Raw genomic sequence first — 12,526 nt, 5'->3', positions numbered from 1 at the left:
TGGAAATATTTTAGTTCGCTTCTTTGAAAACAAGGAGTTTCAAAAAGAAACATACGTTGAAAAAGAAACATTGTTTGATGCTTATGATATAAGCTTTTATCAATTTCTTGAAGAAAAATGTATAAAATAATATTAGAGTTCCAGTTTTTTAGCTAGAACTCTTTGTTGGTATATAGTCACACTTTCCAGTAAAAGAAATTGACTAAAAAATATTTGTAAATCAATAAAATGGAGTGAATATGCATAAAAATCACCTGAAAATATATCAAAATAAGCGAAATATGATTAGAGTTAAGACATTAAATAAAGATAAACATTAATCATGTTTTAACAAGCATGTTGACTATATCCCTTTCTTCATTTCAGATTATTAACTTACATTTTTTAATATTTAATGTTTAAACGAGGTAGTAAAAGTATTGTTATATAGTTTATATTAAATTTTGAATTTACTATTGAGAGGAAATTATGAAATACATTATTCAGTGTTATGATTGTTTAACAAAGGAAAAATATAGAAAAGAATTAGATATTCATATGGAAGACAAACTAGAGGATATTTCAAAAAGATTTTTTGATAGTAAGCCTCTTGGATTATCGTATAAAGATCCAAATTCAATAGTTCTATCTTTGGACTATATTTTGAATGATGATATGGAGTTTTGTTGGGATCTATCTATTATTGATGCAAAATTTAAAGAGATTCTTCAATGTTATCCAAATCCTGATGAACAATTAATTTTTATAGTTAATTTAGGCGGAATAGGTTGTGCTGTAGGTCCATGGTGGGGAACAGATTTTTTGGAAAAGATAAATGAATATTGGATAGAACATCCATTTGAGGTTCAGTTGTTATTGTGTGCGCTACCATTTATAGGGAAGAAATTATTATTCTTGATAAAGAGAAAGACAAAAAGATATCTTTCAACACTTAAATGTTACAAAGAAAGTAGTTATGTTGGTTCTATTAAATCAAAAGAAATATGGCGGTTAGAAGATTTAAAAAAAGCAATTCAATGCAACGATAAAGAAGTTATTTTATTTATTATGTATTATTTGGGATATTCTTATGACAAAGAATCTGAATTGTTTGAAAAGAATAAATAATGTTGAATTAAGAAAATGATTTTCTAGGGGATATGGTTTCGACTAAAAATTATTTGTTTAAATTATATGTTTGAAAATAATTAATAGTGTTTCTATGAAGAAAAAGGATAATTCAGAGTATTCGCAAGCATTATCATTTTTGTATGCATTCTTAGAAAGTATCAGCAATGCATTAGATGTTGAAAGAAATGATTTAGATGGAATTTTAGAGGTAAATCTAGATAAAAATAGTTATGATATTCTAATTTTTGATAATGTTCCTGGAGGAGCAGGTCATATTAAGCGACTAATGTCAAAGGAAGCAATTATGAAATGCTTAAGGGGAGCTTTAAAGAAAGTGTCTCAGAATTGTTGTGATGAAGATACATCATGTTATAACTGTTTAAGAAATTACTATAACCAAACAAAGCATAGTTACTTAAAAAGAGGTCTTGCAAAAGAGATCATAAATAAAATAATAGAAACCATTGAAATAGGTGTTAATGAATAAGATTAAACTTAATAATACTTGAATAAATTTTTCCATCTTATAATCCAGATAAATGATATTATTTGATAATTTAGATATTCACCTGTTACGCTACTAAAAAAGATACCGGTCATATGAAGACCGGTATCTTTTTTAGTGATACAATTCTAGAATGGAAAAATATGGTATATTAAGAATATGGATAACTTATCAAAAAAAGATAGAAGCTTAAATATGTCACATATTAAAGGCAAAAATACTTCATTAGAAATTTTAGTAAGAAAAAAATTGTTTGCTGATGGATTTCGGTATAAAATAAACGACTCTTCACTACCAGGTAAACCAGATATAGTATTACCTAAATATCATACTGTAATCTTTGTTAACGGATGTTTTTGGCATAGACATAATTGCAAATTAGCCACTATCCCAAAAACTAATACAGAGTATTGGATAAATAAATTTAAAAAGAATGAAGAAAATGATGAAAAAAACTACCGATTACTTAGAAATTATGGATGGCATGTTATTGTGGTTTGGGAATGTGAAATAAAAGAAGATGTAGATAAATTAATCAAATCTATTGAAAAAGAATTAAAAGATTATTTATTAAATGATGTTTTGTATGAATAACATGAATCTTGTGATTTTTGTTTCATAGAGTAAAAGATTATCATTGATAAGTTTAAACATAGAATTGTTTGCTACAAATAATATACTTCATAATTCATTTCAAGTTCGAGATAAGAGAAAATTGTGCTGAGAAAAGGAGAGCACTTTGTGATATAATTAAATAGTTTTGTGAAGAATGGAGATTGATATGTCAAAATTAAGTTATAAAAAATTATTTAAAATGTTGATAGATATTGATATGAAAAACATAGAGTTAATGGAAAAAGCAAAAATTAGTAAGAGTACATTCTATAAAATGAAAAATGGAGAAAATATTACTACCGATGTACTGCTTCGGATTTGTGATGTGTTGAAATGTGATATTTCGGATATTGTTGAATATGTAAGTATTGATCATGGAGGAAAAGAGAATGTCTAAATACACAGTTATAGATTTATTTTCAGGAGCCGGTGGATTGTCTAAAGGTTTTTTGGATGCAGGTTATGATGTAGTATTGGGTATAGATTTTGATGATAGTGCTTTGAAAACATTTGAGAAAAATCATGGAAGAGCTAAAGCCTTAAAATTAGACTTGTTTAATTTAGAAAATGTTCAGTTAATAGTTAAGGAATTTAATAAGAAGCATAAAGTTTTAGATGTCCTTATCGGAGGACCTCCATGTCAAGGATTTTCGTTAGCTGGAAAAAGAGAAGAAGATGACAAACGAAATACATTGTATAAAGCAATGGTTAAATTAGCAGAAATAATGAGACCAAGAGCTGTTGTTATCGAAAATGTTCCTGGTATGTTAACACTTTACAATGGTGCGGGAAAAGAAAAAATATTTACAGATTTTGAAAAGTTGGGTTATAAAATGTCCGTAAAGGTACTATACGCCCCTGAATATGGTGTACCTCAAATAAGAAAGAGAGCTTTTTTTGTGGGTCTTTTAAACTCGAAACAAGAATTTGAATTTCCTAATCCGATTCTTTCTTCTGATGAGTTTATTACTTGCGAAGATGCGATTGGCGATTTGCCTGCATTAGATGGAATATATGGAGAAGAAGTTCAAGAGTATGAATGTAGTCCTAAAACGAAATATCAGGCTGAAATGAGGAAAAATTCGACGAAAATATATAACAATATTGGAACGATTCATTCAGAAAAAACAGTGAAGATGATATCTTTAGTGCCAGAAGGAAAAAATTATAAATCTTTGCCAGAAGAGTACAGGGGTTTATATAAATACAATGAAGCGTTAACTAGATATCATAGTAAAAAACCATCATTGACAATAAACACCGGGCATAGATCTCATTTTCACTATAAATATAATAGAATACCAACTGTTAGAGAAAGTGCAAGGTTGCAATCTTTTCCGGATGATTTTGTTTTTTATGGAAATAAATCAGAACAGTACAAGCAAGTTGGAAATGCTGTTCCACCTAAATTAGGCTTTGCTATAGCTGAAAAGTTAAAAAAATATTTATAAGTAAGAGAAAGGTATGGCCATATGAGAAAATATAAATTTATCGATTTATTTGCTGGGTGTGGAGGTTTGGAGGATGGGTTTCTTCAAACCGGATTTTATGATTGCGTTTCCTCGGTTGAATGGCTAAAACCTCAGGTAGACACTTTAAGAAAACGACTAAAAGAGAAGTATGGCGTTACAGATGCTGATGAAAAAGTGCTTCATTTTGATATACAGAGAGAGGAAGAATTGTTTAATGGTTGGAATAATGATGCTCAGTTTGGATCTTCTTTCGGCCTGGATTATTATGTGGAAAAAGCAAAAGGAATCGATTTGATTATTGGTGGACCGCCATGTCAAGCATATTCTGTTGCAGGTAGAGTTAGAGATGAGAACGGAATGAAAGATGATTATAGGAACTATCTATTTGAACATTATTTATCAGTTGTTAAAAGATATAGACCAAAAGCTTTTGTTTTTGAAAATGTTCCGGGAATTCTGAGTGCTAAGCCAAATGATAAGAAAATCATAGAAATTATTGAAGAAAGTTTTAAGAAAAATGGATATATCATAAGTAAGCATATTCGAAAGTACGGGATTATTGATGCATCTAAATACGGCGTGCCTCAAAAAAGAAAGAGAGTAATTTTATTGGGAGTTAGAACTGATTTAGGTGATGAAAATGACTTGTATAATATTATAGATACATTTTATGAGAAATTATTGCCTAAGTATCAGCAAAAGGAAATAACTGTAGAAGAAGCGATAGGAGATCTTCCTGAAATTAGACCAATATGGGATGAAGAAAATAGAAGTAGGAACAAAGCTTATGTATACGATGAGAGTGTAGATAGACATATTCCGAGATATCATAATTTAAGAGATATGAATATATATAAAATGCTAGCTGAAGATATAGAATTAGGTAATAATAAATACACGAATGCAGCAGCAATTACTAAAATATATGAAAAAAAAGTTGGTTCAAAATCTCCAATACATAGATATCATGTTCTAAGAAAAGATGAGCCAAGTACAACTATAATCGCCCATTTATATAAAGATGGTAATAGATTTATACATTATGATTCTAAACAAGCAAGAAGCATCACTCCGCGTGAAGCAGCAAGGCTTCAATCGTTTGATGACGATTTTAAATTTATAGGCTCACAAGGTAGTGTATTTCAGATGATAGGAAATGCTGTACCACCTAAATTAGCATATGCTATCGGTAAAGCTATGAAAGAATTTTTAGATAATTTTGAAGAAAAGAGGGATACAAATGATTCATTATCTATATACACATGATATGAGAGCGTCTAGTTTAGAAGAGAAAGCAAAATCGTTTGCTAAAATGTTTTTAACAGATACTGTGCCTACAGCCAGTGAGAATAAATCCGTAAGTAATAATGCAAATACAATTGGATTTTATTTAAATCTTATAAATAAAGGTAATAGCGCAAAACTAGCGGCTCAAGGAGATGTCAGGAGTGTAGTTCTTAATTTTATAAAGACATTTCAATTTCCTAATCCTAGGACCAAAGAGAGTTTTGATAATGCAGTAAATGATGGAATTCAATTAGCACCAATGCGTGAAATTATTAAGATTTTATTTATTTTTTATCAAATGACATCGTCAGAAGTTTATTTAACAAAGGAAGAAATAATAAACTTTATTTTCTATAATAAAGATATTGCATTGGTCAAAGATGTTGATCGTGTAAAATTGATAAAAGAGATAGAAGCTTACAGGACAACTAGTGTTTTACCGAGCAATATCATTCCTATTGAAGAAAGAAATTGGAGGCATCAAGATAGACAAATAACAGAGTTATTAAATGTTATTGAATGGTCTAAATTTATTGAAATAAAATCTAATAAAGTTTATTTGACTATTCCCCAAAAGGATGATGATAAATACAAAGCAGAGTTATTGGATATAATTATGTTCGATGAATTCTGGGAATTTGATGAAAGCGATAATCTTTCGACGCTAAGAACAAGTTATTTTAATTATTGTGATGAACATATATCATTGGGAAGCATTGAATTTGAGAATTATAATGAAATACAATGTATAAGATTAGATAGAAATATTCAAAGTATATATTTTGGGGCTCCAGGAACAGGAAAAAGTCATGGAGTTGATGAAATTATAAAAGATTGTTATCCAAATATTGAGATTAAGGACAATCCGTTTGTATTTAAAACAACAATATATTCAGATTACTCTTATTATAATTTTATAGGAAATATCATGCCCACTTCGAAGAATGATGAAATTGGATATGATTTTAAGGCTGGAGTCTTCTCACAAGCACTTGCCAGAGCTTTTGAATATAAAGATAAAGAAGTATTTTTGATTGTTGAAGAAATGTCTAGAGGGAACATTGCCAGTATATTTGGAGATGTATTCCAGTTATTAGATCGTGATGAGAATGGAAACAGTGAATACTCTATAAATAACGATTTGATTTCAAAGCATTTGCAAGATAAAGAAATAAACATCGGGAATAAAATATATTTACCAAGAAATTTCCATATTATTGGCACCGTAAATACAAGTGATCAAAATGTAAATGTCATAGATACAGCATTCAAACGAAGATTCGAATTCATTTATGTCGATGTAAGCCCTGTTCGTAATGCTGATAAAACTTTAAAGAATACATATACATTTAAACTAGATGATAAAGAATTTGAATGGAACAATTTATATATGGCTTTGAATGAATTAATTACCACTAAAATGGAGTTGAGCGAAGATAAACAAATTGGTCAGTTCTTTATAAAATTCAACAACTATAAGAATGGTGATGAACAAAAATTTAATGCAATACAAAATAAATTATTACATTATTTATGGGAAGATGTCCAAGGGGCAAGTATCACTGATGAATATTCAATATTTGATAAAAGCTATAAAACATTCTCATCACTTTATAAAGATTTTGGCGATAAGAAAAATGTGTTTAGTGAAGAATTAATTACATTATACAAAAAACAATCATTATAGAGGTGGAACTATGGATCAACAGAAAATAGAAATACTCAATGATGGGCAGACTGTTGATGAAGAATTCGTAAAAACGTGGGAAATTCTAGATTATTGCGATCAATATAATGGCACATTAACAATATCGTTTGTAGGAGTAATAATTAAAAATAAGAAAATTTTATTTTCATTTCCAAAGCATTATAATGTTACTACTTTAAGAGAAAATCAAACTTCATGTATGAAGCAAATATTGTATATTTTATCAAAGAATAAGGCTACTTATGGGAGTTTTGATAAAGGATTAAAAGGCGAGTTCCCTGTAAAAGCTTATCATGATATTTTAAATCATTATAAAAAATATGGATTATATTTATCTAATGAAAGCTACTTTGAAAATGGTTATGAAGGCAATGTTGATTGGAATAGAACGATAAATAAATCCAATAAGATAGTTCAAAAAAATGGTGTGATTTTCTTTCCTTTCGTAATTAAGAAAAATAGAGATAAAAGTGTATTTATAAGTGAATGTATGAATTATGTATTAGCGGATGCTAGTAATTACAGAGACTTCATTACAACTATAATTCCATATGGATACACAAAAATTAATCCTATATTTAAGAACTTAAAACTTGTGATAAATGAATTGAAACGGATTCGTAATCTTTATTTTAAAGATATTGAGAAGATATTAATAAATAATCTAATTAATTATATTGAATGGAAAAGCAAGGCTAAAGATAATGTTAGATTATTGACACTTAAATTTGATAATTATTGGGAAATGATGATTGATGAATATCTTAATGATAAGTTTATTGATATTCAATGCGATGACATTATTTGGGGAGAATCAAGTAATATTAAATTTTACAAGCCCGAAATGGAATATGTGGAAAGTAAAGAAACTATAGAAAAATCAAAAAATCGAAATCTATATAAAGTACAATACGATCATATTTCAATAGATAATGAAAATAAAAGAGTGATAATTTTTGATTCAAAGTACTTTAATAATGAAGTTAATGAATTAAATTATAAACAGTTATTTTACCATTACAATTTGATGCAAAAATATAAGGATTTTAAAATTTATAACGGATTGTTAATCCCTACTGAGCGAGAATATTATACAAAAGTCCATATTGATAGAATGGACTTAGATGGAGTAAAAATTATAGAGCATTATATAAATCTTAATGATGTGTTAAACCATTATTCAAAGAAAATATAAATGAAATAGAAAAAATAAACATGAAGATAAAAAGTGAAACCTGAAAAAATGGCACAGAATGGGAGATGAATTAGGTGTGGAAAGATAGTGAATCAAATATAGACTATATAGATTTTGAGTATATAGCTGATTTAGTTAATGAAATTGTATTGGATGATAATCTTCTTCCTGCTAGTATTGGTGTTTATGGTGATTGGGGAAGTGGTAAATCAAGCATTATGTCAATTAGTCAAGAATCTCTTCGAAGAAGAGATGGAAATATATTAATAATAAATTTTAATGCTTGGCTATTTGAAGATTATGGAGATGCTAAGAATACTGTTATTAATTGTATATTAGATCAAATTGAATTAAGGATTAAAGATGAAGATAGTCTAAAGATCAAGATCCAGAATTTGAAAAAAAGTATAAATGTAGTTGATATAACGATGTCAATGATAAAGAATTCATCTACTATCATTTCATCAATAATGAATCCATTGAATATAGCTGAAATAGTAAATAGTACCGGTTCAGATACTGTTACCGCTATTGAAAAAATAAAAGATAACTATGAAAAAATAACTTCTCACGAATCATTAAGGAATGATATAGCAAAGTTTAGAGATGAATTTGGACAATTAATTGATAATAGTAAAATTACACGAGTTGTTATCTATGTGGATGAAATGGATAGATGTTTGCCTGACACTATTTTAGAAATTTTTGAAGCAATGAGATTATTTTTGTTCAATGGTAAAGTAGCTTTTGTTTTTGGTGCAGATGAACGACAAATTTCATATGCAATACGACAAAAATACACTGATAGCATTTTTGAAGCTGAACATAAAATAAATATCGGTAAAGAGTATTTAGAAAAAATAATTCAATATCCAATACGAATTCCTACAATGTCTGTTCCAGAGACGGAGATGTATTTAACATTGTTGTTTTGCTCAAAAATATTAACAATAGAAGATTTCAATACTCTGAAGAGCAATTGTATTACTCAATTTAGAAAAAATACGGCTATATTTCAACTTCCAAACAGTGTAACAGCATTTAATGAATCCAATGATATTTTAAATTGTTATACCTTATCAAGAAAAATATCTACTTTATTAAATAGCGGTTTGAATGGAAATCCTAGACAGTTTAAAAGGTTTTTAAATGAATTCGAAATGAGAAAAAAAGTTGCACAGCTAAAAAATATAGAAATAGATGAAAAAGTACTTGTAAAAATGATGATACTTCAATATGTGAAGCCCAGCATTTTTGCTGATTTTATTGATTTATATGGAAAAAATAAATTAAATACTTATCTAAGTGCATATGAAAAAATCAATAATACAGAGGAACAAAAACATAAGGAAGATTCTGAAGATGCACTTAGTTTAGAAAAGAAATGGAATGATGAGTGGTTTGAACGTTGGGTAACTGAAGAGCCAAATATAAAAGAGGAAAATCTAGAGCCATATTTTTATCTATCAAGAGGTAGTAATAATTCTTTTAATTACTCTACAAATATTAAACTTTCAGAACCCGCAAGAAAAATAATAGACGCTTTTGTAGGAGATAATGATATTGCAATATCTCGTGCAAGAGATAACATAAAACATATATCTGATGTTGAGTGCAATTTAATGGTAGATGAATTATACAATGATTTTATCGCTGATAGGGCAAAGAAAAAAATTAATGTTATTAGAGGTTTAACTGAAATCGCATTAAATAAAAGAGAATGTTTTGGAACTGTCTTAGGTAAATTAAAATTAATTCCAGCAAATAGTATTACTGAATCTATGTTAGTTTATATTAAAGCTCTAAAAGATATTGAAGAAGAGGAAATAAACAGATTAATTTTAATGTGGAGAGGTGAAAATTCGAAACTTAAATAATTAAGGAGGATAAGATGGGAACATCAAGTTCATTTAAAGGAAAAGTGGGCAATGCCTTATTACCTAATGATTTTAACCCAGATGAGGATAGTGAAAGCAGTAGTAAAAAAGATAGCAATATTGATGCAGTTAATATAGATAATATTAATTGGACTATTGCAAAAACATCTATGAGTAAATATATTTCATCTGCTGGTAGGATTGGAGCTCCTAGAAATATAGTGAAAAACTATATAAAAGCATCTGGCGGAAGTAATAGAATTATATCTAATTCAACTAAGAGTAGGAATGCAACATATAAAATTGGAACTATACTAGAAGGTTTTACTACAAAAGGTATTTCTAAGACTTTAAACGATATCGGATTGTCTTTAAGTAACAATTCATTACCAGAAGCGATGTCAAAGTTAGTAAATTATGTGGAAGCTTCTGCTATGACAAAGAGTGATGTTGCTATTAGAACAGCTACAGCTAATACTTTAGAAAAATTATTAGAATTAGATGAAGGCAATGATAGATTAGACGAAGCAACAGCTAATGTACTAATGCAGTATTTTATGGCTGATTTAATATGGCAACAAATGCTTATAGATTTTGGATATTCTTTTGAAAAGTATGGTGACGATCAAATTACATTAGATAATGTGGAATCTAAAATTAAGGAATATATTAAAGCAAATATAGAAGTATCGTTTAAAAGAAACAAAGATAAAGTTTTCTCAAAAAATATATATGATAGTGTAATGAAAAGTTGCCTTGAAATAATGGAGGAATGATTATGAAAGTTTTTTGCAGTAATGATAGAAAAAGTAATCTTCCAGAAGGATATGATGATTATATTGATATAAAATGTGGCTCTGATATTGGATTTCACTTTTGGGATAAAAATATGAGATTTGATGGAGAGTTTTCAAACTTAGCTATTGATTTGCTTTATATTTCGGTGTTTGTTTTTGTAATGGATCGAAAAGTTTTAAGGAAACAACAACCTGATAATTGGACAAGAAATTTCGAATTAAATGTTCCTGTTTCAGATATTGTATTTTGGAATAACCAAAAATTATTGTTGAATGAAATGATTAGTTTTTTGAGTGGTGATAATTGGAATTTTTCATTTCGAGAAAAAGAATTATTAGATGAAAAAGATTATTATGATAGTAAGAAATATAAGAAAACTGAAGTCAAAATTTATGATTCAGTATGTATGTTATCAGGGGGATTAGACTCATATATAGGTGCGATAGACCTATTAGAAGAAAAAACAAAAAAAGTTCTTTTTGTGAGTCATTATGGCGGAGGAAAAGGTACAAAAGAATACCAAGATTTGGCTTTTGAAAGCTTGAAGAACGAATATGCATTGGAGAAAGCGGATTATATGCAATTTTACGTAACCTGTAAAAATGGTGTGGAGGATACCACAAGAACCCGTTCGTTAATGTTTTTCGCTCATGCGATTGCTTTAGCTTCTGGATTTAATACTGATACAAGTTTATTTATACCAGAGAATGGTTTTATTTCTCTAAATATTCCATTGTCTGGAGCACGCTTTGGCAGTAGTAGTACTAGAACTACCCATCCTTATTATATGAAAATGTTAAAAACATTAATTGAAAATATGAAATTAAGGATATCAATAATAAATCCATACCAATTAAAGACAAAAGGGGAAATGATATTAGAATGCAAAAATAAATCATTATTAAAGACAAATTATACAGATACAATGTCTTGCTCTCATCCTGATGTAGGTAGATATGATAAAGAAAGTGAACCAATGCACTGTGGTTCATGCATACCTTGTATAATAAGAAGGGCAGCAATTTATAAAGGTTTTGGAGTGGATGAAACTGAAATTAGAGATTTTAATCTAAATAAAACGGAGGCAGCAAAATTAAATAAAAATGCATTTTTACAAAGAATTAATAAGTTTAATAAAAATAATGCTATTCTAGAAATACAAAAATCAGGTGTAATAGATGAGAATTTGAGCGAATTATCAGAAATGTATTGTCGAGGGATTGAAGAAATCAAATCATTTTTTATGGAGGTTGTAAAGTAATGTGTGAAATGATTGATTTTCATTGTCATCCTGATTTATATAATAACAACTTCAAGATTTTGAGATATGCAGAAGAAAATAATTTTAAGATAATCGCTATGACAAATTTGCCTGGATTATATAAACAATATAAGGATAGATTCAATAATGAAAATGCAATGAGAATTTCATTGGGATATCATCCGCAATTGATTGAAGATTATCCAAACGAAATAAAAGTTTTTTTAAAGTATGTAAAAGAAGCTAAATTTATTGGTGAAGTTGGTTTAGATATTTCATCTTCAAAAAGCAAGAACATAGAAAAGCAAAAAGAAATATTTTCAAAAATTATTTATGAATGTAATAGATTAGGAAATAAAATTATATCTATTCATTCTCGGAAAGCAGATCATATAATCTTTAATTATTTAAAAAAAGGAAACTGTATATACATATTACATTGGTACACTGGAAATATTAAAAGGTTATTACATGCCATGTCTAATGATGATAATATATATGTCTCTATTAATTTAAATATGACATCTACTATTAATGGAAGAAAATTAATCGAATCAGTTCCTTTATCAAAAATTCTATTAGAAACTGATGCTCCATTTACTAAAGAAACAAGTACGGAATATCCTAAATCAATATTAAATAATATTGCTAATGAAATTGCTAAAATCAAAGATTGTGATCCACAAGAAGCAGTAAGC

General features: G+C 28.1%; 12 protein-coding genes. All 12 read left to right on the top strand.

The features are described 5' to 3' along the window. The first annotated feature begins 468 nt into the window (after positions 1–468). Entirely contained in the window at positions 469–1,107 is a 639-nt protein-coding gene (locus HMPREF0367_RS00065; protein WP_035399925.1) for a hypothetical protein, read from the top strand. A 94-nt stretch (positions 1,108–1,201) separates the two neighbouring features. Next, positions 1,202–1,597, top strand: coding sequence for a DUF1998 domain-containing protein (locus HMPREF0367_RS00060; protein WP_035399923.1), 396 nt, complete (start codon positions 1,202–1,204; stop codon positions 1,595–1,597). Between the two features lie 177 nt (positions 1,598–1,774). Further along, positions 1,775–2,209 (top strand): very short patch repair endonuclease, encoded by a 435-nt coding sequence (locus tag HMPREF0367_RS00055; protein ID WP_035399920.1) that lies wholly within the window; start codon positions 1,775–1,777, stop codon positions 2,207–2,209. Positions 2,210–2,396: 187 nt separating this feature from the next. Next, a complete protein-coding gene (locus tag HMPREF0367_RS00050; protein ID WP_035399919.1) occupies positions 2,397–2,627 on the top strand; it encodes a helix-turn-helix domain-containing protein in 231 nt (76 codons plus the stop codon). Continuing rightward, a complete protein-coding gene (locus HMPREF0367_RS00045; RefSeq protein WP_035399916.1) occupies positions 2,620–3,681 on the top strand; it encodes a DNA cytosine methyltransferase in 1,062 nt (353 codons plus the stop codon). Before HMPREF0367_RS00050 ends, HMPREF0367_RS00045 begins: the two co-directional genes overlap by 8 nt. Positions 3,682–3,702: 21 nt before the next feature. After that, positions 3,703–4,968: a DNA cytosine methyltransferase gene (locus HMPREF0367_RS00040; protein ID WP_035399914.1), complete on the top strand. Its 1,266-nt coding sequence runs from the start codon at positions 3,703–3,705 to the stop codon at positions 4,966–4,968. Next, positions 4,943–6,676, top strand: a complete 1,734-nt coding sequence (locus HMPREF0367_RS00035) for an AAA family ATPase (protein ID WP_035399911.1) — start codon at positions 4,943–4,945, stop codon at positions 6,674–6,676. Before HMPREF0367_RS00040 ends, HMPREF0367_RS00035 begins: the two co-directional genes overlap by 26 nt. 10 nt (positions 6,677–6,686) lie before the next feature. Next, positions 6,687–7,892, top strand: a complete 1,206-nt coding sequence (locus HMPREF0367_RS00030) for an LlaJI family restriction endonuclease (RefSeq protein ID WP_035399909.1) — start codon at positions 6,687–6,689, stop codon at positions 7,890–7,892. Positions 7,893–7,966: 74 nt separating this feature from the next. Then, a complete protein-coding gene (locus tag HMPREF0367_RS00025; protein WP_035399907.1) occupies positions 7,967–9,769 on the top strand; it encodes a KAP family P-loop NTPase fold protein in 1,803 nt (600 codons plus the stop codon). A 14-nt stretch (positions 9,770–9,783) separates the two neighbouring features. Then, complete coding sequence (locus HMPREF0367_RS00020) at positions 9,784–10,545, top strand: hypothetical protein (RefSeq protein WP_035399904.1); 762 nt, start codon at positions 9,784–9,786, stop codon at positions 10,543–10,545. After that, complete coding sequence (gene qatC, locus HMPREF0367_RS00015; RefSeq protein ID WP_035399902.1) at positions 10,542–11,828, top strand: Qat anti-phage system QueC-like protein QatC; 1,287 nt, start codon at positions 10,542–10,544, stop codon at positions 11,826–11,828. Before HMPREF0367_RS00020 ends, qatC begins: the two co-directional genes overlap by 4 nt. After that, on the top strand, positions 11,828–12,526 hold a 699-nt coding region (locus HMPREF0367_RS00010; RefSeq protein WP_035399900.1), incomplete at its 3' end, for a TatD family hydrolase. The genes qatC and HMPREF0367_RS00010, both read left to right, overlap by 1 nt.

The sequence above is a fragment of the Faecalitalea cylindroides ATCC 27803 genome (genome assembly GCF_000469305.1).
Classification (GTDB): Bacteria; Bacillota_I; Bacilli_A; order Erysipelotrichales; family Erysipelotrichaceae; genus Faecalitalea; species Faecalitalea cylindroides.
Note: the sequence above shows the minus strand (reverse complement) of the source record. Positions and strands in the feature narration are given on the sequence as shown.

What these genes read in the sequence shown, in the direction of transcription:
- HMPREF0367_RS00065 (WP_035399925.1), top strand. Translation starts at nt 469, where the DNA reads ATGAAATACATTATTCAGTGTTATGATTGTTTAACAAAGGAAAAATAT.
- HMPREF0367_RS00060 (WP_035399923.1), top strand. Translation starts at nt 1,202, where the DNA reads ATGAAGAAAAAGGATAATTCAGAGTATTCGCAAGCATTATCATTTTTG.
- HMPREF0367_RS00055 (WP_035399920.1), top strand. Translation starts at nt 1,775, where the DNA reads ATGGATAACTTATCAAAAAAAGATAGAAGCTTAAATATGTCACATATT.
- HMPREF0367_RS00050 (WP_035399919.1), top strand. Translation starts at nt 2,397, where the DNA reads ATGTCAAAATTAAGTTATAAAAAATTATTTAAAATGTTGATAGATATT.
- HMPREF0367_RS00045 (WP_035399916.1), top strand. Translation starts at nt 2,620, where the DNA reads ATGTCTAAATACACAGTTATAGATTTATTTTCAGGAGCCGGTGGATTG.
- HMPREF0367_RS00040 (WP_035399914.1), top strand. Translation starts at nt 3,703, where the DNA reads ATGAGAAAATATAAATTTATCGATTTATTTGCTGGGTGTGGAGGTTTG.
- HMPREF0367_RS00035 (WP_035399911.1), top strand. Translation starts at nt 4,943, where the DNA reads ATGATTCATTATCTATATACACATGATATGAGAGCGTCTAGTTTAGAA.
- HMPREF0367_RS00030 (WP_035399909.1), top strand. Translation starts at nt 6,687, where the DNA reads ATGGATCAACAGAAAATAGAAATACTCAATGATGGGCAGACTGTTGAT.
- HMPREF0367_RS00020 (WP_035399904.1), top strand. Translation starts at nt 9,784, where the DNA reads ATGGGAACATCAAGTTCATTTAAAGGAAAAGTGGGCAATGCCTTATTA.
- qatC (WP_035399902.1), top strand. Translation starts at nt 10,542, where the DNA reads ATGATTATGAAAGTTTTTTGCAGTAATGATAGAAAAAGTAATCTTCCA.